This window comes from Globicatella sp. PHS-GS-PNBC-21-1553, from assembly GCF_033564055.1.
Classification (GTDB): Bacteria; Bacillota; Bacilli; order Lactobacillales; family Aerococcaceae; genus Globicatella; species Globicatella sulfidifaciens.
In genome coordinates this window covers 2,140,877-2,165,039 of the sequence record NZ_CP085470.1, presented here as the reverse complement: position 1 = coordinate 2,165,039, position 24,163 = coordinate 2,140,877, and the positions used below count along the sequence as shown (strand labels likewise).

The following is a 24,163-nucleotide window of genomic DNA, read 5'->3' as shown; positions in this document are numbered from 1 at the left end:
ATATACTCTCTCTCTTTAATTACTATTAGCCTAATTCAATCAGTAACTCCCCTGCTTTGATTGAATCTTTTTCTTGGATGTACAATTTCTTCACCACACCCGCTTTAGTCGCAACAATCGACGTCTCCATCTTCATTGCTTCTGTAATAATCAATAATTGTCCTGCTTCAACTCGGTCGCCTTCTTTGACTTTAACAGCAAATACGGTTCCGGGCATTTGAGCCGCAATATGGTTATCATTTTGACGGTCGGCCAATGGTCTAATATCTTCTGTCGTTTTCGCCGATAAATCATGGACTTCTACTTTTTGTGATAGTCCATTTAAATTAAAGTAAACCGTCCGTAAGCCATTTGATTTAACTGAACCAATTGAAGTCAATTCAATATTGATTGTTTTTCCTGGTTGTAACTCAACTGAAATTGTTTCATGGGGTTTCATACCATAGAAGAAAGTTGGTGTCTCTAACACACTTACCTTACCATATTTTTCAACAAAATCAAGAAATTCTTGGGTCACTTTTGGATACAAAGCACCACTTAATAATAATTGTTCGTCTACTGGTGTATAGAGTCGTTTAGATAAGTCCTGTCTTAATTCATCAAAATTATATTCAGTCATCAATTCACCCGGTCTTTGAGTGAAAGCAGGTTCTCCTTTTAATACAACCTTTTGTAAGTCTTCGTTCATCTTGCCTGCCGGTTGACCGATTTCCCCTTTAAAGAAGGAAACAACTGAAGCTGGAAAGTCTAATTTAGACCCTTTTTCAATGACTGAAGCTTCATCTAAATCATTTTGTACCATAAATAAAGCCATATCGCCTACAACTTTAGAAGAAGGTGTTACTTTAATAATATCCCCAAATAATAAATTTACTCGGCGATACATTGCACTGACTTCATCAAAACGGTCTCCTAATCCTAGGGATTCAGCTTGCATCTTCAAATTGGAGTATTGTCCACCAGGCATTTCATATTGATAAACCGGTGTCCAAGCTGTTGTTAAATCGGTCTCAAATGGACGATAATATTGACGTGTCACTTTCCAATAATCAGTTAACACATCATTAGCTTCGACATTCAACTTGATTTGTCGGTTGGTCCCTTGACGGGCATAGTATAGTGAATTAGCATTCGGTTGCGAATTTTGTCCACTTAAAGCTGGGTTGGCAGTGTCAACAATATCGACGCCAGCATCGATCGCTCGTGAATAAGTTAAAACACCATTACCCGCGGTATCATGCGTATGCAAATGAATCGGTAAAGAAACTTCCTCTTTTAAAGCTTTAACTAATTGATAAGCTGCCTCTGGTTTTAATAGTCCGGCCATATCTTTAATCGCAATCGCATGAACGCCTAATGCTTCAAGTTCGCGTGCTAAATTAACATAATATTCCAATGTATATAAAGAAGAACGCTCTGGATTTAAAATATCTCCGGTATAACATAAGGTGCCTTCAACAAATTTATCGGTTTTTAAGGCTGTTTCAATCGGTAATTTCATGGCTTCTGACCCAGTTTAATGAGTCAAAAATACGAAAAACATCAATGCCAGCATGCGCACTTTCTGTAATAAAGCGTTGAACGACATTGTCCGGATAATTTTGATACCCGACTGCATTAGCAGCTCTCAATAACATTTGGAATGGAATATCAGGAATTAATTCACGTAATTGTGTTAATCTTTCCCATGGACTTTCTTTTAAGAAATTATACGCCACATCAAAGGTCGCACCACCCCACATTTCAAGTGAAAAATAATCTTTCATCGTTGCATTAATATACGGTGCAACTTTTAACATATCTGTTGTTCTCATTCGAGTAGTTAAAACGGACTGATGAGCATCGCGTAAAGTGGTGTCGGTTAATAAAGCTGATTTTTCTTCTAATAGTAATTTAGAGACTGTGCTTGGTCCCTTGTCATCTAATACTTGCTTCCAAGTAGGTTGCTTTATCGCTGATGGAGCTGTTTTTAATCGGTTACGACTCGCTTTATTGAAGCTAGCTGGGTGAATACTAGAGCGAACGCCTTCAACAGTCGGTATTTCACGTCTTGTAAAATCGGGTTTGTCTATCTTTTCAATGCCTGGAAAACCGTTAACAGTCACATTGGCAATATATTTAAGTAGTTTTACTCCTCGTTCTCGTGGGGGAACAAAGTCAAACAACTCCACTTTTTCAGCAATAAAGTTAGTATGATAGTCTCCTAACATAAAGTCAGGATGATGAATAATATTTTCTAAGAAACGAACATTCGTTTTAACACCCGCAATTTGAATTTCATCGAGCGCCCGTGACATTTTAACAATCGCACCTTTTTTATGGATGGCATATGAAGATATTTTGACTAAAAGCGAATCATAATAAGGTGTAATCATAGATCCCGAAAAGGCATCACCAGCATCTAGCCGAATCCCTGTTCCGCCTGGCGATTGATAACTGACGATAGTGCCAGAATCTGGTGCAAAATCATTTAATGGGTCTTCAGTCGTAATACGACATTGAATGGCATATCCTCTTGTCACTAGTTGGTCTTGTGATGGAATACCAATCTCCTCACCAAATAAACTTTCACCATCGGCAATTTGAATTTGTGTTTTCACTATATCAACGCCTGTTACTAATTCAGTAATAGTATGTTCAACTTGCACACGCGGATTGACTTCAATAAAGTAAAATTCATCATCGGCAACTAAAAACTCTACCGTACCCGCATTAACATAACCGACATGTTGCATTAATTTCAAGGAAGCATCGGTTAATTTTTGACGCATCTCTGGTTGCAAGCCAAACGAAGGAGCCACTTCCACTACTTTTTGATGGCGTCTTTGGATTGAACAATCTCGTTCATATAAATGAATGACATTACCATGTTGATCCCCTAATATTTGCACTTCGATATGTTTAGGGTTGGCAATATATTTTTCTATATATAAGCGATCATCACCAAAAGATGACTTAGCTTCAGACTTTGCTCGTTCATAACTCTCAGCTAATTCACTCGCTGAATGAACGATACGCATTCCCTTACCGCCACCACCACTGACTGCTTTAATCATTAATGGGTAACCAGTTATTGCCGCAAAAGCTTCAGCTTCTGCAAGAGATTGAATAATCCCCTCACTTCCTGGAATAACTGGCAGTCCAGCACTAATCGCTGTTTCGCGTGCACGAGTTTTATTACCAAACATTTCTAAATGTCTTAACTCGGGTCCAATAAAAATAATTCCCTCTTCTTGACATCTTCTAGCAAAAGTTTCATTTTCACTTAAAAATCCATAACCAGGATGTATCGCATCGACTGATTTTTCCTTGGCTAAAGCAATAATTCCTTCAATATCTAAGTACGCTTCGATAGGACCTAAATCCTCCCCAATTAAGTAAGATTCATCCGTTTTTTGACGGTGCAAGGTACCGATATCTTCCTTTGAGTAAATACTAACGGTGTTAATGCCAAGCTCCTTACATGCACGTCCAATGCGAATCGCAATCTCTCCACGATTGGCGATTAGCACTTTCTTTATTTTATTCATGATAAATCCTCCTCGTTGGTCTACATCTTCTGTCTATTCATCCAAGTTAATTGGTAAGCATCATTTCACTCACGAAGACTTATGAAATGTATAGGTGTATTATAGCATGTTATGAGAAAATTTCTCATCTTTTTTTGAATTTAATTATTTCTTTAAATATTAAAACATTCCACTTATACGTTCAATTGTCTTTATCAAAGAAATGATTATCAAAATTAGATAAATAAAGATGATATTTTATCTTTATTAGTATATAATAGTATTAACAAAAACTTATGGAGGTCATTGGAATGTATTATACTAATCAAAAATTTGATCATACCGCTTATTTTTTTGAAAATCCAAAGAATCCCTCATCAACTAAGGAATATATCTATCATCGTCAAATCAACTTAAATGCCAATCATACGCAAACGCTCTTCCATTTTGAAGTGCCGGTTAAGATAACTCCAATCAAGGGCTTAACATTATTAGTCATTAAAACAGCCGGAACAGATCAATTTCAAACTTATCTAATTGAATCGGAAGTCACTTTAAGAAAAGGGATAGAGTTCAATGTCTTATGCCTTTCGTCCACTGCCACTGTTAACCTATCAACCCAAATCAAAGCAGAACCTTCCTATATCAAATTAGATAAGATTTTTACTGCCCCATCAATACCTGTATCCTTTAATTTGTTAACTATTGTATCAACTGTTAGTACGCTTTACTCAGAAGACTACCGCAAAAAATTTATTAAGCAACCTCACTTTGAAATCATTATCGTAGAGTCGGGACAATTCAACATTGAAATTAATCATACGGTTTATACTTTAACTAAAGGTCACTTAATGATTTTACCACCAGATACACCAAGTATAAGATTTCATCACGCTGACAAACGAACACTTACACATTCGATCCGCTTTACTGCAGAAGGCATCGATTCAGCGTTAATTAAGCACTTAATCAATGCAACAGAATATCTAGCTCCATTATATGATGTCTTGCATCAGGACTTGAGTTTACCATTAGGTGCCGATAAAGTTTGGAATCAATTGGATAATCTCGTCTTTAGTCTACATCAGTCATTGCATCAAAATGACAACGAATCAAGTTCAACTATTATGCGTGAACGATATGAAAGTGATATATTCAATGAAATCATCGCTTATATCCATCAAAGCGATATCGTAGCTTTAAAAGTGAGTGATCTCGTCAATGAATTTAACCTATCACGTTCTACTTTGCAACAGTTGTTTAATAAATATGAACATACGACACCAAAAATTTATATTAACCAACAACGCTTAGAAAAAAGTCGTCAATTAATTCGTGAGTCCAATTTATCCATTACACAAATTGCTACTGAATTAGGCTATGGTTCGATTCAATATTTTTCAAGAGCCTTCAGTAAAGCTTTTAATATGAGCCCATCGGAATATGCAAAGGGCTATTCAAAACGCATGTAATATCGTTATCTAGTCGTAATTTATCTTTTAATAGTTTAGGTGCATTGGGAGTAGACCAGAAGTAGAAAATTGAATGATTTTCGCTTCGTCTGCCTACCCCCGCACAGTTGGGAGTGGACCAAAAGTAGAAAATCAAATGATTTTCGCTTTGTCTGTCCACCCCCGCACAGTTGGGAGTGGACCAAAAGTAGAAAATCAAATGATTTTCGCTTTGTCTGTCCACCCCCGCACAGTTGAGTAGGTCTCAAGCAAGTCATTAAGACGCAGATTGAGACCACTCAACCACTGCGCTTTTAATTTAATAACAATAACCTGATTGATTTTACCAAATTTATCTTTAACCTCATTAAGACGCAGATTGAGACCACTCAACCACTGCGTTTTTAATTTAATTACAATAACCTGATTGATTTTACCAAATTTATCTTTAACCTCATTAAGACGTAGGTTGAGGCCACTCAACCACTGCGCAATTAATTAATGTACAATAATCTTAACTAAATTTATCAAGTTTATGCCTAGTCTCTTAAGTAATCACTACTTAAAAGAAATAACGACTATAACCGGGCTCTTATTAATAGTAGAAAGCGATCTTTTTAATGCTTTTAAATAATTTAATTGCGATGTCTTTTCGAACATTCCCTTTTATAACAAAAAATATTTTTCTATAGTAGTAATTTTTATTTTGACTCCTTTTATAACATAAAAAAGCAGTCTGCCAATGGATTAATTTTCCATTTGCTTGACTGCTTTTTGATTAATATTATGATTCTACCTCTTCTTGGTAATCACAGTTACTACATTTTACTTCGCGACCTTTACGAGTCGTTTTTTCTACAAGGTAGTGGTCACATTTTGGACAGTTACGTGCAATTGGTTTGTCCCAAGAGACAAACTCACAAGCAGGATAACGGTCGCATCCATAGAAGATACGATTTTTCTTCGATTGTCGCTCAATGATTTCACCTTCGTGACATAGAGGACATTTTACGCCAACTTTCTTCACGATTGCTTCGGTATGACGGCAATCCGGGAAGTTACTACATGCATGGAATTTACCATAACGACCAATCTTAACGACCATTGGATTGCCACATTCTGGACAATCATACCCGGCTGGTTCGTCTTTGATTTCAATCTTTTCAATTTTTGATTCGGCTTTTGTTAAATCCGTTTCGAAATCACCATAAAACTTACTTAACACATTGACCCATTGTTCTTTACCTTCTTCGATTGAATCCAATTCATGTTCCATTTCTGCGGTAAAGTCGGTATCGACTATCTGTGGGAAGAACTCTGACATCACATCATTCACAATCTCACCTAATTCAGTCGGTTCAAACCGTTTCGCAACCATCTTAACATAGTAACGCTTGCGTAACGTTTCAATTGTAGGTGAATAAGTTGACGGACGACCGATTCCTTTTTCCTCTAATGTCTTAATTAAACTTGCTTCATTAAAACGTGCTGGAGGTTGAGTAAAATGTTGTTTCGGTTCTAACTCAACAGCTTTTACTTCGTCACCGATAGTTAATTCTGGTAAGTAATTGTCTTTCGCTTTACTTGGATACACTTTCAAGAAACCATCAAATTTGATGCGTGATCCTGATGCTCTAAATTGAACTTGATTTTGATCAATATCACAACGAATCGTATCATACACTGCATCAGCCATTTGACTCGCCATAAAACGCGCCCAAATAAGTGAATACAATCTCAGTTGATCTTTAGTCAATGAATCACTAATGCTGTCTGGCGTCATCGCTGGATTGGATGGTCGAATGGCTTCATGGGCATCTTGAGCACCACTACTATTTTTAGTTGCTCTAGATTTACCATTATATTGTGGACCATAATTATCACGAATAAACTCATACGCGGCAGCCTGTGCCGAAGGTGCGATACGCGTTGAATCGGTACGCATATAAGTAATTAAACCAACGGTTTGACGTCCAATCGTAATCCCTTCATACAATTGTTGGGCAACCATCATCGTTTTACTGGTTCTAAAATTCAAGCGATTAGATGCTTCTTGCTGTAAAGTACTGGTAGTAAAAGGTGGTGAAGATTTTCGTAAACGCTCTTTCTCTTCAATGTTGGTGACGTTGAAAGGTGCTTTTTCATCCAAACGTTTCATCACTTGTTCAACAGCGGCTTCATCTGGTAAATCCATCTTCTTACCATCCATACCGTAAAATTCTGCTTCAAATTTTTGACGACCTTTACTAAATTTTGCTGGAATTTTCCAATACTCTTCCGGTTTGAAATTACGAATTTCTTTTTCACGATCGATAATAATTTTTAGAGTAGCTGATTGCACACGTCCAGCAGATAGACCCCCTTTAATTTTCTTCCATAATAAAGGTGAAATAGAGTACCCTACTACACGGTCTAAAATACGACGAGCTTGTTGTGCATCTACTAGGTTCTGATTAATTTTACGTGGCGATTTGAACGCTTCCTTAACGGTATCTTTCGTAATTTCGTTAAAAACCACTCGATTTTCTGCATCTAAGTCTAAATTCAGTAAATGGCATAAATGCCATGCAATGGCTTCACCTTCACGGTCCGGGTCGGCTGCAAGATAAACTTTTTCAGAATTTTTCGCTAATTTTCTTAATTCTTTAATCGTGTCACCGCGGCCCCTAATACTAATATAGTGAGGTTCGAAATTATTTTCGATATCAACACCCATTTTACTTTTAGGTAGATCACGTAAATGACCTTTACTGGCAACAACTTTATAGTTTTTTCCAAGATAGCGATCAATTGTTTTCGCTTTTGTTGGCGACTCGACAATGACTAGATTTTTATAGGTAGACATTATCGCACCTGCCTTTCTTTCAATCTTTTTGAATTTTTTCTTCTATTATATAGTCAAAAACTGACTCGTAATTTTTTGATTCAAATCGTTAACCATATTATCGGAAAGAAGACAGGTTGTCAAATATAAATATTAAAAATAATTTTGATTCTTAAATAATTGTCGGATTTCAGCCACTGTTTCAGAGACATTTAAAATAGGATACGCACCACTAGCAATTAATTGATTGCAGCCTTGAGATTGCTTATCAATCACGCGCCCCGGTAAAGCAAATACTTCTCGGTTACACTGCAAAGCATAATTAGCAGTAATTAAACTTCCACTCTTTTGAGCTGCTTCCATCACACAAGTAATCGGTGAAATTCCCGCTATTAAGCGATTGCGCATAATAAAGTGATGCTTTAAAGGCGGACTATCCGGTAAATATTCCGAAATTACTAAATGATTTTTGGCTAAGGTTTGTTGAAGTTGTTGGTGTTCACTCGGATAGGTACGATTAAGACCACTGGCAATCAAAGCGACAGTACTCCTTGAATGATAAGCTAATGATGTCTCATGCACAATCCGATCAATACCACGAGCTAAGCCCGAAACGACACCCCAACCTTCTTTGGCAAAGGCCGCGACTAATGACTCTGTCATCATTCGACCATATTCAGTGGTCAGCCGTGACCCTACAATTGATACCAATGGACGAGTTAAACAAGACAAATCCCCTTGATAAAAGAGCAATAAAGGCGGTTGCGCCAATTGATACCATAGACGTGGATAATGCGCTTCACCAAAAATAATCGTCGATTTTGCTAATTGTTTGAAATATGCCAATTCAGCCTCTTGCCAATCAATCACTTTTTGATCCGTAAATTGATTACTAAGCCTTAACATTTTAATAATTTGATAAATCTCTTTCATTGATAAAACTTCTTGTTGTAAATGTTCTTGAAATAAATAAGACAAGTAGCATTTTTGGGAACGATAATTAACCCCTGTATATATTAGTCCTATCATCTGCTCTTTAATAGATAAATCCATGTGTATTCACTCTCCTTAATAAGTAAATACGCATGGATGAATAAATTCATTTGTTATAAATTTTAAGCGTTTGGGCTACTGGTGAAAACGATTGGCGATGAATGGGAGTATAACCAAATTCAGCCAAAGCATCTAGATGTGTTTTGGTACCATAACCCATATGTTTTTCAAAACCAAATTCTGGATATGTTTTTCCATAATCAATCATTAACTGATCACGATATTCCTTAGCTAAAATACTCGCGGCTGCTATCGTTAAAGAACGTTGATCACCTTTTATAATAGAAGCTTGTGGTAAAGGCGAATCAATTTTCATAGCATCTAATAATAAAAAATCTGGTTGAAGGGTTAGTTTTTGAACCGACGCCAACATTGAACGTCTAGTAGCTTCATAAATATTAAATTGATCGATTTCTGCAACAGACGTTACTGTGATAGAATAAGCTAAAGCAGTTGCCTTGATTAAGTCAACAAAATGTGCTCGTTTTTCATGATTTAATTGTTTAGAATCATTTACACCCATTAAGGCATCACAATCTTCAGGTAAAATAACAGCTGCTGTCACGACTGGTCCCGCTAAAGGACCACGCCCCACTTCATCAATACCGGCAATATATTGAAACCCCTGTGCTCTAAGTTTATTTTCAATACTTAAGCGTTGTAAATGCTCTTCTTTAACTAAAGCTTCTCGTGCTAAACGTTTTTCAAACTGTTGAATTAACTTTTGCACACCTTTTCGCTCATCTTTTAATAAATCGGTCGCCTGCAATTCTTCTATTGTTTGAAATGAGTCGATTAACTCTTTAATTGAACGAATGGATAAAGATTTAGTCATCAAATGACACCTCATGATACGGAATGTCCAATGTTAATTGCCCTAATTTATTTTGACGATAATCAAAAATAAAACATTCAGCTGCCATCATATAATCTTCTTTCAACCCCATTTTTTCTGTCATGGCAAGTAAAAGATTAACACTAGTTTCAGCATGTACTTGTTCCTCGGTTAATTTATACTGTTCAATTAAAATATCAGCATAGCGATTGCGGATAATATCAATCAAAGCTAACGCTATATCATCCATATGCAGTAATTGATCCTTAATCGCACCAGTAATCGCTAATCTTTGTCCTACTGCCGGATCCTCAAATTTTGGCCATAAAATTCCAGGCGTATCTAATAATTCAAAATCTTTCCCCATCTTTAACCAACGTTGTGCTTTGGTAACGCCAGGCTTATTACCGGTAATCGCTTGATTTTTACCAACAAAACGATTAATTAAGGTAGATTTACCTACGTTAGGAATCCCTAAAATCATTAAGCGGATTGCACGTGGCTTAACGCCTTTGGCTTTTTGCTTTTCAAAATAAGGTTGCATTATCTCATTGCAGAGTTTCATTAACTGTTTTAACCCTACATTGTGTTGCGCATCAATCGCCACTGCTGGAAAACCTAATTCTTGGTAGTGGTCAATCCATTGTTGTGTCATACGTTTATCTGCTAAATCAGCCTTATTTAAGACTAGCACACGTGGTTTTTGACCGACAATCTCATCAATCATTGGATTACGACTCGATTCAGGGATACGTGCATCGACCAATTCAATCACAATATCAACTAAGTTTAATTTTTCATTTGCTTCTCGTCTAGCTTTCGCCATATGACCAGGAAACCATTGGATATTACTCGAAGTCACATTATCATCCTTTCTACAATTATTCTCATCAATTGTACCATAAATAGAACTTGATTTATATCTGAAATTATAGTCCTGATAGTTGACTAAACTGAGATAAGGTTATCTTTATTAGTGTCTTGATTATGATAAATATTTGTATATTTGTCTTTATTATGGATTTAGTGATAAAAAAGAACTGGCATAAGAAGTATAAAATTAAATATTTTTTACTTCGTCAGTTCCCCCACACAATTGGGAGAAGACCAGAAGTAGAAAATTGAATAATTTTCGCTTTGTCTGTTCACCCCCGCACAGTAGAGTATGACTCAAACAAGTCGTTAAGACGAAGATTTAGACCACTCAACCACTGTGCTTTTAATAATGACCAATAACTCGATGGATTTTATCGACTTTATGCCTAAACTATTTAAGACGCAGTTTGAGGCCACTTAACCACTACGCTTTTAATAATGACCAATAACTCGATGGATTTTATCGACTTTATGCCTAAACTATTTAAGACGCAGGTTGATGCCACTCAACAACTGCGCTATAAATTAACGCTCCTTAATTTGACTGAATTTTTCAAGATTAATCTCAGCAACATTAAGACGCAGGTTGATGCCACTCAACCATTGCGGTTTAACTAGGATCAATAATTTGACTGATTATATAAAGTTTATACCTTCGCTCTATTATGGCAAATTCAAATCAGAATAACACTATAGATAACTAGAAATTAGTTTATTTGATTTCTTATTTAATCTAGATTTTATTTACTGTGATAATAATACGACTCAGAATATAAAAAGTTTAGCTGAATAATGTTAGATTTCAATTATATACTTCAATTAAACAATCTATTTTTGGAATCATTAAAATATCATAATTCGATACGAATTAAGTAAATTTTGACCTGTCGAATTTGTAAATATAATTGGTTCATTAGGTTTAAATTAGTTTAGATTTCCAAAATGAGTAGTATAATTATTTTCCATCAAACAATATTGGAGACACCTTTATGTAATGATTCCTCAAAAATACTTCATACAGGTGAATTGAGCTCGATCGATGATATTTCGATAAATCCAAAATATCTATTAATACCACTTTCTTTAATATTCAAAGAGTATTTTTCGGAAGTATATAATGGACACGCACGTCACGATCAAACTTATAATATATTTTGCAGAAATTTACCAATATTATGTTGAGTTAAACTGACACCAGGTAAAGTATCATCATTAAAATACTGATATGTTGTGGTTGTGTAGCATTACTATGATTGTAATTGTTGAACCAATAATCAGCATTTCGCCAACAACTGAGAAGATTATAGTAACCATATCACCAGTAGCAGGTAATTCAATTCCATTATTATTTTCTACTGTTGTTTAAATAATATATTGGCTCTTCTACTGAGTTTTTCCCCCCATAATTGTTTGACTAGGTTATTATTTTAAGTTATATACTTTTGGATCCTTTATTCCAATTAGATTATATGGTCCAGCTTTATAGTAGAGGTCATTAATTCGCCTTCAGGATTGATAGTGAAAACTATAGATTTTTATTTCGTCTCAAACTGATTTCTAATTATTGTAGTCTCACTTATTTCTTGAATTAAATAACTACCCTGATTAACATTCACCAAAATATATTCAGCATGCTCTAAAGTTTATAATTCTTTTCATCAACTTTTTATCTTGAATTTCACTACCATAAAAATCTATTTCTAGCTTAATTTGACATCTCAAAAATAGCCCGAACCGAAGTTCGAGCTGATTATTCTAGCTGGGTTCAAAAAGCAATCGTTCTGATGACCCTCTATTTATATTTAAATTGATTAGATACTAATTGTAGCGCCACGATAGATAACTCCACGACGAGCATCAACAGTAATTAATTCACCATTAGCAATTTTATCCAAAGCTTCTTTAGCTGAGACAATGACTGGAATACCACGTTCAATCCCCATAATAGCTGCGTGTGAAGTGATTCCACCTTCTTCAGTAATAATTGCGCCAACTTTTTCTAATGCTGGTGCATAGTCTTTATCGGTTGTGCGAGCAACTAAAACTGATCCAATGACAGCATTTTTGTTAGCAGTTTCTGCATCTTCTGCTAAAACTGCTTTACCGATAAAGTGTCCATTACCAACACCTTCACCTTTAGCTAATTGAGTTCCAATAACTTGAATCTTCATTAAGTTTGTTGTTCCAGATTCACCTACTGGTACACCTGCTGTGATAAGGATTAGGTCACCTTCCGAAACATAATCTTTTTCTTGAACTAAAGCTGTTGCATTATCGAACATTTCGTCTGTTGAAGCCGGACGTTCAATCACGTGTGCATTAACACCCCAAGTAATTGATAAACGACGAGCTGTTTGTTCATCAAATGTAGCTGCTACGATAGTTGCATTTGGACGATATTTAGAAATCATTTGCGCTGTATGACCTGAAGATGTTGCTGCTACAATAATTTCAATACCTAGATTACGCGCTGTATGACCAACTGCTTGTCCAATTGCTTCGGTCATGTCTGATTGATCGTAACGTTTTAAAGCAAAAGCATCTTGACCTTCTAACGCTGCTTCTGTACGAACACAAATATCAGCCATTGTCGTAACGGCTTCAACCGGGAAGTCACCTGCTGCTGTTTCACCAGATAACATTACCGCATCAGTACCATCAAAGATAGCATTCGCTACGTCCCCTGCTTCTGCACGAGTTGGACGTGGGTTACGTTGCATTGAGTCTAACATTTGAGTAGCTGTTACAACTGGTTTACCTGCTTCGTTACATTTTTTAATGATGTATTTTTGAACGATTGGCACTTCATGAGTTGGGATTTCTACCCCTAAGTCACCACGCGCAACCATGATACCATCAGAAACAGCTAGGATTTCTTCGATGTTATCTACACCTTCTTGGTTTTCAATTTTAGAAATGATTTTAACTTTTGAGTCGCCTTCTTCTTCTAAAATTGCACGGATTTCCATAACGTCACTTGCACGACGTACGAAAGAAGCTGCAATAAAGTCGATTCCATTTTGTACACCAAAACGAATATCTGATTCGTCTTTTTCTGTAATTCCAGGTAAATTAACAGAAACATTTGGTACGTTAACACCTTTTTTAGATTTTAACACACCAGTATTTTCAATTTTGGTTACAATTTCACCATTTTCATGGTCGATTTCTGTAACTAATAAATCAACTAAACCATCATCTAATAAAATGTGATTACCAGGAGCTACATCATTGATTAAATCAGCATAAGTAACTGAGAATTTTTCAGCATTTCCTAATACTTCGGTCATTGAAATACGGATAGTATTACCACGGACTAATTCTACGCCATTGTTTTCCATATCATTTGTACGGATTTCTGGTCCTTTAGTATCTAAAAGGATTGCTGTATTTAATTTACCAGTTGCTTCACGCGCTGCTTTTAAAGCATTGAAACGCTCTAAATGTTCCTCATGGCTACCATGTGAAAAATTAAAACGAGCAACGTTCATACCGGCATTAATTAATGCTTCTATTTTATCTTGTGTATTAGTTGCTGGACCTAAAGTACAAATAATTTTAGTCTTTTTCATCTATGTTTTTCTCCTTTTAATTGAACTTTGCGATAATGTTAGTTGGCTTTATCAGTTAAATCTTGATTTAATTGGTATAAATCTTGACGTACAGCATGTGATTTTTTCTCTAAAGTTTCGATGATATCGAAAGTTGCGAATTGTTCACCTTTCACACCCATAAACAGACCGGCTTGACCATTAATTAAACAGTCAACCGCACGTGCACCCATTAAAGTTGCGAAAACACGGTCACGGGCACTTGGACTACCACCACGTTGAACGTGGGCTAAAGTAATACCACGAATTGACATACCAGGATCTACTTTTTGGAAACCATGGATAAATTCGTCAACACCCATTACGCCTTCAGCTAAGATAATCATTGAATGATCTTTACCATTCGCACGACCAGAATGGACACGTCTTACAATATCCTTCATATCAAAATCTGCTTCAGGAATCGCAATTGCATCCGCACCCGTTGCAACCCCAGCCCAAACAGCAATATCTCCTGCATGACGTCCCATTACTTCCACCACAAAAGTACGGTTATGAGAAGATGCTGTATCTGAAATTTTGTCAATTTCATCTAAAGCATTATTAACGGCAGAATCAAATCCAATCGTATATTCTGTTCCTGGAATATCATTGTCAATTGTTCCCGGAATACCAATAATTGGATAGCCATGTTTTTGTAATTGTAATGCTCCGGTAAAAGTACCATCGCCTCCGATTGCTACTAAAGCTTCGATACCGTTTGCTTTCATTTGTTCGATAGCTTTAAGCTGGTTTTCTTTTTCTCTGAACTCTGGGAAACGTGCAGAATATAAGAAAGTCCCACCTCGGCGAATCTTATCTTGACAGTATGCAACAGTCAATTCTCTAAAGTTTCCTTCAACCAAACCTTTAAAGCCATAGTTTACTCCTACCACTTCAATGCCATGGTGAGCACCTTGTTCAACAACAGCACGAATCGCTGCGTTCATTCCTGGAGCATCGCCACCACTGGTTAAAACGGCAATACGTTTCATATAAAACTTCACCTCAATTTTTTTGTCAAGAATCACAACTCGACTCTTCATGGGTATTGTATCATTTTTTTTAATATAAGTCATGTATTTGTCAAGAAATTAAGATTTATTTTTCAATTATTTTTATGTAAACATTTACAAAACCAGCCTTTTTGTGAAAATGAGTTGGTTTTCATAAACACTTCATAAAATCAATCAAATCGTCTTAACGAAAAGCTATATTTTGCTTGCCTAGACGGTTTTCTAATTCCATTTGAACGCTTTGTCCAAACCCGATTTGATAGGTATCATCTAATTGCCAAGTCTGTTTATCTTCCGTCACAAAAATAATGTTACATGGACCAGGATTTTCTGTCGCTAGTTTTTTGACAAATTCAACTACTTCTTTTAGGTCAATATTACCTGTCAGACGAATAAAACATTTGCCCATCGATTTTGGCTTTTCATCTACAGTGACATACTCGTCTACTGGTGCCAAATGATTCACAATGACTTGCATTTCGCCTCGACGGCTACGATCAACTGTCCCTTCCATATATAAGATGGCATGGGGCTGTATCAAGCGACTTCTACGTATATAAACATTGGGGAATACGACTAGCGATACTTCATTTTTTCCAGTATCCGCCGTGACAAAGGCCATCTCATCCCCTTTTTTAGTTTCAATTACTCGTATATCTTGTACAAAAATAATCGTCTTTAATTTACGTTTGATTTTCATTTGATAAAGCATGTTTAAATCGTCTAACGCCGCTAACTGTGCTTGATACTGTTCTAAAGGATGTGGTGCCAGTGTAAAACCTAAAGCTTCTTTTTCTTCTGTGGCTGTTTTTGTCTGAGACCATTCTTCCTGTATGTCCACTTTTGGTTCTATCGCTTCAAATAAGTTAAGGTTTAAGCCACTATATTCGATACTTTGTAGGAAACTTGGTAAATTATAAAAAATAGTCGCACGATTATAACCAAAGCTATCAAAAGCTCCCGCTCGAACTAGATTTTCAATCAGTTCTTGTTTTTGCCATTTCTTCGGTAAGCGTCCTAAAAACGAAAATAAATCTTGATAATTACCCTCCAATTTACGCTCATCTAAAATATGAGTAATCATTTCACGTCGAAGGCCTTTAATACTTTCAAAGCCGATTCTTAATCCATCCTCTTCAATCGTCACTCCACGAAAACTGCGATTAATATCAACCGGTAAAATTTTACCTAAACGCCTTTTTGCTTCTTCGATATAATCCACAAAACTATTTAAATTGGAACGTCCTTGATTCAAGATCGCTTGGTAAAACTCTAAAGGATAATGTGCTTTTAAGTAAGCCAACTGATAGGCCAATGTAGAATAAACAACCGCATGGGATCGATTGAACCCGTAACTGGCAAAGGCTTCAATATAATGATAAATCTTTTGAGCTAAATCTGATTCGATGCCACGTTCTTGGGCACCCTCAATAAAATGTGCCTGTTCTCTTTGCATAACATCAGCTTGTTTTTTACCCATTGCGCGACGTAAAATATCGGCTTGTCCCAAGGTAAAACCGGCTAGTTGTTGACAAATCTGCATGACTTGTTCTTGATAAATGATAATACCATAGGTTGATTTTAAGATCGGTTCCAACAGAGGGTGTAAATACTCAACGGGTACTTGCTGTTTTTTACGTTTGATATATTCATCAATTTGTTGCATCGGACCCGGTCTAAATAAGGCATTGACGGCGACTATATCTTCAAATTCACTTGGTTGTAAATTACGTAAGACATTTTTTATCCCTTCCGACTCAAATTGGAAAACGCCATTGGTATCGGCCGTTTTGAATAAAGCCAATGTTGCTTCGTCATTCATCGGAAATTGATAAACATCTAATGTTTGACCATGTGTTCGCTTAATATTTAATAAAATATCGTCAAGCAGGGATAAATTTCTTAATCCGAGGATGTCCATTTTTAAGAGACCTACTTTTTCAACATGATGCATCGTTAATTGCGATAACATCATTTGGTTAGATCGTTCCATAACTGGTATTATTTGTTCAAGTGGTTCATCATGAATAATAACTCCCGCTGCGTGGGTTGACATATGACGTGGTAATCCTTCTAATGTTAAAGCTACTTGAAAAATGGCACGATTTTGCTCATTCATTTGTACAATTTCTCGTAATTTAGCGGAGATGGTATAGGCGCGTTCTAACGTTATATTTAATTCCGTCGGTATTGAACGAGACCATTGACTCATCTCTTGTGTTGACGCACCTAATACTCTTAAAGTATCCCGCACCGCTTGTTTGGCGCCAAATGTTCCCAGTGTCCCAATTTGAGCCACTTGAGAATGACCATAATGTTCTTCGATATGTTTTAATACTAAGTCACGTTTGTTATCAGGAATATCCAAATCGATATCCGGCATATTATAGCGTTCAGGATTGAGGAAACGTTCAAATAGTAAATCGTATTGCAAGGGATCAACAAAGGTAATACCCAATAAATAACTGATTAATGCACCAGCTGCTGATCCTCGCCCTGGACCTACCCGAATATTATTTTTCTGGCAAAAATCCATAATTTCCCACACGATTAAGAAATAATCACTAAATCCCATCTGCGATATAATGGATAATTCATACTGAGCACGATCGATATAAGCCCGGTTTTCAAAGAGACCTTTTTCCTTCATCGAATCTTCTACTAAAGTTTTTAAATAAGCATCCGCATCATAGCCGGCTGGTACTTTAAATTTCGGTAAGAAGGCCTGTTCAAGGGGAATATCAAATTGAAGTTGATTGATTAATTGCTGGGTATTTTCCATAACATCCGGTATTTTCGCTAATTGATACATAGTTCTTAATTCGTCTAACGGATATAGAAAATGATGTCCTTTCATCTCTCTTAATGACAATTCTATCGTTTCGGCTTGATCGATAGCTTCCAATACTTTCAAACTAAATAAATCTTTGGCTTCTAATGTATTTACTTTTTGGTTAGCTACCATTGTCAAATGATGTGACTGAGCAAATTTAGTATATAATGCCACATCTTTTGGATTATAAGGATAGGCAGCAATGCCAAAATAAACATTCTCATATCCGATTATTTCACGCCACAAACGGACTACTTTTTCGGCCGATCCATAATCGCCCGCTAGTAAAAACTCCTCTAATTCTGATTCACTACCAGTTGAAATCAGCACTAAATTTTTGGTATGCTCTTTTAAAAAACTCCATGGTTCATGTAGCCCTAAATTTTCTTGTGACAATTTTTTGGATAAGGCAATCAGTTCTTGATAACCTTTGTAATTTTTAGCATATAAAAGTACTTTGTATTCTCGATCTTCTCGAATTAATCCATGAGTTTTCATGGTCATGCCAATCATTGGAGTTAAATCCTGCGCTTTTGCTGCTTGATAAAATTCAACAACGCCAATTAAACTATTAATATCAGCTATACCGATGTGTTGATAACCATATTGTTTAGCTTGTTGAACATACTGGTCAAGACGTAAGGTACTTTGTAATAATGAATAAGCTGTTTGTACATTTAATAACATTGCCATCCTCCTTTCTTTTAACAATTTAATTCTATTATACTATACTTTGATAGGGAGCAAAACTGAATAATTTTGTTGCTAATCGACAAATTATTATAGAACTACTACCCGTTTTTCGTTAATTATGTTACACTAATTCTGAAAGAAGGTTGTTATATTATGAAATATATCGTTACGCTCGTTTGGGCTTTTATTCTAGGTCAAGTTGCTTATTATTTAGGAAGCCAATTAACAACTGCTGCCTATGACTTTAAAAGTGCTTCAATATTAGGTATTGTTATTGCAATTACTGTTTTCATTATTGCTCCGATTTTAAAGCAAGAACCCCAACATGATCATTAATCAAAATAAGCTAATGGACAGAGAGGGAGTGGGCAAGAAGTAGAAAATTGAATAATTTTCGCTTCGTCGGCCTACCCCCGCGCAGTTTGAGGCCAGTCAACCACTGCGCTTTTATTATCGAGCAATCACTTGATTAATTTTATCGAATTGATGTCGACCCTCTTTAAGACGCAGTTTGAGGCCACTCAACCAATGCGCTATTAATTAATGAATAATAATCTTAACTAAATTTATCAAGTTTATACCCAGACACTTAATGCTTCATTAGTTTTTTATCTTTAAAAATGGTTGAAACAAAACAACCGTAAAATCAAGTGCTCACCTTTTGATAGGCTATTAGACTTTTTGCAGAGCGATAGTACGAAACCATTAGTCAAGAACACTCCTTTTGACACAAAATTAGTATGTTAAATGAGTAAGACTAAGAAATGTAAAGTCGGTCTGTCACCTTTGGTTGTTATGGAATATTCGATAAACGTCACTACGTTACCTTTACTCAGGATATCAGCTTTCAAAACAAATATGTCACTATAATAAGCGACCCTATCTAGCCTTAGTTAGCATGTCGCCTTTTGATTGAATATCAGTTGATTATACAAGCATCCTAAGATTTCTTGATGCTATCCTAACTCTTTAAACAACTAGTAAGAATATTGTAAATTTATGAGGTTATCCCTTATTAACCCATCGGCTTTTATTGAATAAACAAAAACCTTATAGTCTAGCGACTCCAACAGGAATCATTACTTGACTATAAGGTTATTTTTATTTATTAAGCATTAAAATCAACACGTTTACTAATCGCATACATCACAGGGATTCCTAATAACATGACGACTAATTCACTGACAAATAACGAACCGTAAACTGGCCAAAATGCAGCTTCAGCGCCCACCATTACTAACATAATCGCAATGGTAATACATCCTGCGGCAAATACTACAGCCATCGCTAAATATCTTAAAAACATCGGATCATATTTAAAGAATTGGTGTTTTTCATTTAATGATACTAACCAATCCCCTACCCAACGACCAATAAACATCGAAGCTAATGTTGTTAAACTTCCGATGACCATATCGACTGGGCCATATTGATAAAAGTTTGCTAAAAAGACGCCCATCGTTACAGCATAAATATAACGACGATTATAAAGTCCTAAGAAATTTAACATTTCTGAAATTCTAAATTGAACTGGACCATAAGCGACTGGTGCAACTAATAAGGTTAAGACCATATAGAGAGACACGACTATAGCGGATTTTACCAAATCCATGGTGCGACTTTGCGCAGTATAACTTTGATGATTCATTTTTGATTCTCCTTTGTAGGCTGTCATCCTAGCCTAGTAATAACGATGACCAAAGGATGCAGAAGGTATTCCTTCCGTCGAAGTGTCATCGTGTTGTTTATTAACAACTCTGTTATTTTATCGTATTAACCAACCACCGTCAAGTGGAAGAACAACGCCTTGCATATAATCAGCTGCATCGCTCGCTAAAAACACTGTTAATTCGGCTACTTCTTCCGGTTGAGCCCACCGTTTAACTGGTGTTTGATCCGCTACCCAATTTGCCATTGGCTCTTCACCGATAAAATCATTCGCATTCATAGGTGTTTGAATAGCGCCAGGTGCGATCGCATTGACTCTTAGACCACGTTCAGCATAATCATAGGCTAACTGTTTCGTGAGTCCTGCAATCGCATGTTTAGCGGCTGTATAAGCAACTCCACCACCACCAGCAGTTAAGCTCGCTATAGAAGCCATATTGATAATACGCGAGGTCGGATTTTTTAATAAATACGGTAAAGCATACTTCGCCATTAAAAATTGAGAAGTCAGATTATTCGCAAGTATCTGTTGCCACTGACTGAAGCTCGTTTGTTCAATTGTTTGATAATTATCTAGCATTCCTGCCGTATTACAAAGTACTTGTAATTGCCCATATTTTTGATTTAAAACTTCAAAAACTTCCTTAACGTGAGCTTCGTCGGTTAAATCTTTTTTGATAAAAATTAAACGGTCTGTTTCTGATAGATTATCTGGATAGGATACTTTATCGACCGCTAAAACTTGGTGCCCTGCTTTTAAAAAAGCTTGTACTTGTGCATAACCAATGCCAGAACTAGCACCTGTCACGATAACCGTCATTTGCTGTGGCAAAAAGTGTTCTCGCTTAACTTTAGGACTAGTCATTGACAATCATCCAATCCTCTGCCAAAATGTCGCATACTGTTGGTTGAAACATGCTATATCCTTCACCTTTTACCATAATGACAAAATAAGGGGTCATGGTAACACCTTCAATGGTCGTTTCAGGAATATATTTTACATATTCTTCATAACCGCCCCAACCTTTACGAATAATTTTAGCTCCTTTTTTTAATTCTGGTAAGATTGCTTCAAATGTCATGATTAATAACTCCTTTTTGATAATTTTTTATTGTTTTATAATAGACATAGTACGCATGAATCCTTTATTGTTAGTAACGCTGTGTAATATTACTTAGATTAGCCTAATTTTTTGATAGAATCTGTATTTTAAATCTACAGGCTCAACCATTATAAAAGAGTATCGTATTCTTGGCCAATCATTTTTTAACCCATTGAATGGGATGCTTATCCAATATTTGATTAATTTTACTAAAGGGTTTTGAACCAAAAAATCCACGATAAGCTGATAAAGGACTTGGATGAGGTGCCTCTAAAATATAATGTTGTGGATTTGTAATCAACGCCCGTTTCTTTTGAGCGGGTTTACCCCACAAAACAAAAATGATAGGCTGTGATTGCTGATTTAATCGTTGAATGACGAGATCGGTTAAGGGTTCCCAACCAATATTTTTATGGGAATTAGCTTGATGTGCTCTTACAGTCAATGAAGTGTTAAGCAATAAAACGCCTTGTGTTGCCCAATGACTTAAATCACCCGACAGCGGAGGCTCAACACCTAAATCATCGGCTAGCTCTTGAAAAATATTTCTCAATGAAGGTGGTAACTTCATACCATCAGGGACTGAAAAAGCTAATCCTTGCGCTTGACCATCATCATGATAAGGGTCTTGTCCGAGAATCACTACTCTTACTTGATTTAATGGTGTCAGCTTAAACGCATGAAAGATTTGCTCATATTGAGGAAATACTTGATTTGTTTGATACTCTAAATCAACCACTTTTTTTAATTGAATGCCGGCAGGTGTATTGAAATAACCGGCAAAAAAATCATTCCAGTTACTAGCATCATTGCAATTATTCATTAAAAACTCCATCTATAAAATATTTAGGTTGTTTAAGGTAACCTATCATCCTTTTTCAAAACATTCTTGAAAATGTGATCATCATTAAAATCTTATGATGTTCACTGCTTCATATAGTTTATCAAACTACAGGAAGATTGTAAAAGCATCTCTATAAAGAGACTGGGCATAAACTTGATAAATTTTTTCCTTACTCGAGTAGTCACTGTTTAATACTTAATAAACCCGTATTGGTTTTTATCAAGAGTAAAAATTTTAACGAAACAAAAAAGAACTTTCCCCTGTTAAATTGACTTAATTTTTTAAGTCTTATGTTAACAGGAGCAGTTCAATTTAAAGTTTTTAGCTAGCATTTTAATCTAATACAATTTGCACAGGCTCACTTAAAATAATATTATTGTAGGCTAGTATTTGGGCTGAATAAAAGATTAAAGTTTCTCCTGGCGATAAAGGTGTCGTTATATTAATCTGAAACAGTCCCTTTTCATCGGTTTCTGTCTGTAGAAAAGTAACTTTTTCTGCTATCACTCTCTTAAACACGATTAATGTATTGGAAGCCGCTTTTCCTTTCAGTTGCATACTTGCTTGTTGCACAGGTTCAATTGTTGGTATTGCAGGTCGATTTGGATTGGGGTCAATCTCTTGGATAATTCCTTTTTCAGACATATTGTCAGCTAAATCCACACTAAATACCGAAATGATATCATCCTCTTCAAATGGTGTCGATAATTCTAAGTAAAAATAACCCATCGAATCTGTAGGAATGATTACCGGTGGTTTGGTCGTTGAACGCAGTAATACTAAAGTGTTGGGCTCACTATAGCCAGTGATGACCATTTGTCCCGCAACTAAATGTTGTTCTAATGTCGGAGCATTAGGAGCTTGCGTATCGGCTACACTCGTCTCCATCGTAATGGGAATCGTCTCAATGAGTACTTGATTCGCATCATAAATATTAATTTGAAATTGTTCAGCACTTGATAATTTCCATGGTAGTTCAATATAAAAATATCCCATCCCAACATAAGTAGCTTGATAAGCTTGACCATTAGACATTATCGCTTCAATGATATACCCATCGCCAAATCCTGTTAAAAAAATATCGCCGACATTCGTTTTTGAAAATTCAACATTCGTTTTAGAGGTTACAATGGCTGTCAATTGAGTCGTCTGCGATGTCGGTTGTGGCGCGGAAGAATATAGCGACTCTTGTATTTGCTCATTTGTTTCATTAGAAGTACTCGTGACCGTTATAGAATGTAATAACGACTCGTCAATCACAACATCGGGGCCAAATAAAATGTCTTTATTAAAATTAAATTGACCATTGTTATCAGCTACTCCATCAAATGTATACACTTGTTGATCAAGCAAAATATCAATTTTTAATTTTGCTAAAGGAGACGTTGTACCCGTAAAGTCAAATTGATTCAAATCAAAAGGCTGTACTTCTAAGAAATGACTTGTACTAAAATCGCTAGTTGTTTGTACTGTCACAATTTCAGATGTTTCCGTCGATTCTTCTGCATTAGCAATCAATTCCATCGTATTGTTATAGCTTATTAAAAAAACACTTAATAATAAAATAAACTTCTTAATGGAAAACGTCTCCTTTCTTAAGAAAATCTTAACCATAATTTCATTATATGACTTTTGTTATCCGTTTTCAATTGTTTTATTTGAAATATTCCTTTGTACCAACTATAACAATACGCGAATAGGTTCAATGATGTACATAGGGGGCTTTAATCAAAACCAAGCCCACCATTGTAATACAAACTATTCACTCCCTATCATTTGTAAGCTAGTAACATATTACTATCAAAGACACCTAATTTTTGTATCTTCCAACTACAACAAAATAAAACTACAAAACCGGAGTGGGTCAG

16 protein-coding genes and 1 pseudogene are annotated in these 24,163 nt (G+C 35.9%); 3 read left to right on the top strand and 14 right to left on the bottom strand.

All coding sequences use genetic code 11. From position 1 onward, the window contains the following. Positions 1-25: 25 nt before the first annotated feature. A pseudogene (locus LB888_RS10420) lies at positions 26-3,530 on the bottom strand (pyruvate carboxylase). 290 nt (positions 3,531-3,820) lie between these two features. Between LB888_RS10420 and LB888_RS10415 the strand changes: the two are divergent. Beyond that, positions 3,821-4,981 (top strand): AraC family transcriptional regulator, encoded by a 1,161-nt coding sequence (locus LB888_RS10415; protein ID WP_318752870.1) that lies wholly within the window; start codon positions 3,821-3,823, stop codon positions 4,979-4,981. Positions 4,982-5,054: 73 nt separating this feature from the next. Further along, positions 5,055-5,222: a hypothetical protein gene (locus LB888_RS10410; protein WP_318752869.1), complete on the top strand. Its 168-nt coding sequence runs from the start codon at positions 5,055-5,057 to the stop codon at positions 5,220-5,222. On the opposite strand, the gene LB888_RS10405 is transcribed toward LB888_RS10410, so the two are convergent. The 8 genes from LB888_RS10405 to LB888_RS10370 form a co-directional block, all read right to left on the bottom strand. Further along, positions 5,177-5,443, bottom strand: coding sequence for a hypothetical protein (locus LB888_RS10405; RefSeq protein ID WP_318752867.1), 267 nt, complete (start codon positions 5,441-5,443; stop codon positions 5,177-5,179). The two genes, LB888_RS10410 and LB888_RS10405, sit on opposite strands and share 46 nt — an antisense overlap. Positions 5,444-5,744: 301 nt before the next feature. Next, on the bottom strand, positions 5,745-7,805 hold the full coding sequence (gene topA, locus LB888_RS10400) for a type I DNA topoisomerase (RefSeq protein ID WP_276648975.1): 2,061 nt from the start codon (positions 7,803-7,805) through the stop codon (positions 5,745-5,747). A 132-nt stretch (positions 7,806-7,937) separates the two neighbouring features. Beyond that, positions 7,938-8,837: a DNA-processing protein DprA gene (gene dprA / locus LB888_RS10395; RefSeq protein ID WP_318752866.1), complete on the bottom strand. Its 900-nt coding sequence runs from the start codon at positions 8,835-8,837 to the stop codon at positions 7,938-7,940. A 46-nt stretch (positions 8,838-8,883) separates the two neighbouring features. Continuing rightward, on the bottom strand, positions 8,884-9,672 hold the full coding sequence (locus LB888_RS10390; RefSeq protein WP_318752865.1) for a ribonuclease HII: 789 nt from the start codon (positions 9,670-9,672) through the stop codon (positions 8,884-8,886). Further along, positions 9,665-10,534, bottom strand: coding sequence for a ribosome biogenesis GTPase YlqF (gene ylqF, locus LB888_RS10385; protein ID WP_318752864.1), 870 nt, complete (start codon positions 10,532-10,534; stop codon positions 9,665-9,667). The genes LB888_RS10390 and ylqF overlap by 8 nt, the downstream gene beginning before the upstream one ends. A gap of 1,825 nt (positions 10,535-12,359) precedes the next feature. Continuing rightward, a complete protein-coding gene (pyk, locus tag LB888_RS10380) occupies positions 12,360-14,120 on the bottom strand; it encodes a pyruvate kinase (RefSeq protein ID WP_318752863.1) in 1,761 nt (586 codons plus the stop codon). 38 nt (positions 14,121-14,158) lie between these two features. Further along, on the bottom strand, positions 14,159-15,133 hold the full coding sequence (gene pfkA / locus LB888_RS10375) for a 6-phosphofructokinase (RefSeq protein WP_318752862.1): 975 nt from the start codon (positions 15,131-15,133) through the stop codon (positions 14,159-14,161). Between the two features lie 205 nt (positions 15,134-15,338). Further along, a complete protein-coding gene (locus LB888_RS10370) occupies positions 15,339-18,674 on the bottom strand; it encodes a DNA polymerase III subunit alpha (RefSeq protein ID WP_318752861.1) in 3,336 nt (1,111 codons plus the stop codon). 159 nt (positions 18,675-18,833) lie between these two features. Here LB888_RS10370 and LB888_RS10365 point away from each other — a divergent pair, with 159 nt between their 5' ends. Further along, positions 18,834-19,016: a YjzD family protein gene (locus LB888_RS10365; protein WP_078755571.1), complete on the top strand. Its 183-nt coding sequence runs from the start codon at positions 18,834-18,836 to the stop codon at positions 19,014-19,016. A 772-nt stretch (positions 19,017-19,788) separates the two neighbouring features. Here LB888_RS10365 and LB888_RS10360 read toward each other — a convergent pair. The 5 genes from LB888_RS10360 to LB888_RS10340 all read right to left on the bottom strand — a co-directional run bounded on the left by LB888_RS10360 (position 19,789) and on the right by LB888_RS10340 (position 23,909). Then, positions 19,789-20,328, bottom strand: coding sequence for a QueT transporter family protein (locus LB888_RS10360; RefSeq protein ID WP_318752860.1), 540 nt, complete (start codon positions 20,326-20,328; stop codon positions 19,789-19,791). A 117-nt stretch (positions 20,329-20,445) separates the two neighbouring features. Continuing rightward, a complete protein-coding gene (locus tag LB888_RS10355) occupies positions 20,446-21,213 on the bottom strand; it encodes a 3-oxoacyl-ACP reductase (protein ID WP_318752859.1) in 768 nt (255 codons plus the stop codon). After that, entirely contained in the window at positions 21,206-21,430 is a 225-nt protein-coding gene (locus tag LB888_RS10350) for a DUF2829 domain-containing protein (protein WP_066124049.1), read from the bottom strand. The genes LB888_RS10355 and LB888_RS10350 overlap by 8 nt, the downstream gene beginning before the upstream one ends. A 178-nt stretch (positions 21,431-21,608) precedes the next feature. After that, entirely contained in the window at positions 21,609-22,274 is a 666-nt protein-coding gene (locus tag LB888_RS10345; RefSeq protein ID WP_318752858.1) for a uracil-DNA glycosylase, read from the bottom strand. A gap of 354 nt (positions 22,275-22,628) precedes the next feature. Continuing rightward, complete coding sequence (locus LB888_RS10340; RefSeq protein ID WP_318752857.1) at positions 22,629-23,909, bottom strand: hypothetical protein; 1,281 nt, start codon at positions 23,907-23,909, stop codon at positions 22,629-22,631. Positions 23,910-24,163: the final 254 nt, after the last annotated feature.

Excerpts from the sequence above, each read along its gene's own strand:
- LB888_RS10345 (WP_318752858.1), bottom strand. The coding sequence starts at position 22,274 with ATGAATAATTGCAATGATGCTAGTAACTGGAATGATTTTTTTGCCGGT.
- LB888_RS10410 (WP_318752869.1), top strand. The coding sequence starts at position 5,055 with ATGATTTTCGCTTCGTCTGCCTACCCCCGCACAGTTGGGAGTGGACCA.
- LB888_RS10415 (WP_318752870.1), top strand. The coding sequence starts at position 3,821 with ATGTATTATACTAATCAAAAATTTGATCATACCGCTTATTTTTTTGAA.
- LB888_RS10340 (WP_318752857.1), bottom strand. The coding sequence starts at position 23,909 with ATGGTTAAGATTTTCTTAAGAAAGGAGACGTTTTCCATTAAGAAGTTT.
- pyk (WP_318752863.1), bottom strand. The coding sequence starts at position 14,120 with ATGAAAAAGACTAAAATTATTTGTACTTTAGGTCCAGCAACTAATACA.
- topA (WP_276648975.1), bottom strand. The coding sequence starts at position 7,805 with ATGTCTACCTATAAAAATCTAGTCATTGTCGAGTCGCCAACAAAAGCG.
- LB888_RS10355 (WP_318752859.1), bottom strand. The coding sequence starts at position 21,213 with ATGACTAGTCCTAAAGTTAAGCGAGAACACTTTTTGCCACAGCAAATG.
- LB888_RS10370 (WP_318752861.1), bottom strand. The coding sequence starts at position 18,674 with ATGTTATTAAATGTACAAACAGCTTATTCATTATTACAAAGTACCTTA.
- dprA (WP_318752866.1), bottom strand. The coding sequence starts at position 8,837 with ATGGATTTATCTATTAAAGAGCAGATGATAGGACTAATATATACAGGG.
- LB888_RS10360 (WP_318752860.1), bottom strand. The coding sequence starts at position 20,328 with ATGAATCATCAAAGTTATACTGCGCAAAGTCGCACCATGGATTTGGTA.
- LB888_RS10365 (WP_078755571.1), top strand. The coding sequence starts at position 18,834 with ATGAAATATATCGTTACGCTCGTTTGGGCTTTTATTCTAGGTCAAGTT.
- LB888_RS10390 (WP_318752865.1), bottom strand. The coding sequence starts at position 9,672 with ATGACTAAATCTTTATCCATTCGTTCAATTAAAGAGTTAATCGACTCA.
- LB888_RS10350 (WP_066124049.1), bottom strand. The coding sequence starts at position 21,430 with ATGACATTTGAAGCAATCTTACCAGAATTAAAAAAAGGAGCTAAAATT.
- pfkA (WP_318752862.1), bottom strand. The coding sequence starts at position 15,133 with ATGAAACGTATTGCCGTTTTAACCAGTGGTGGCGATGCTCCAGGAATG.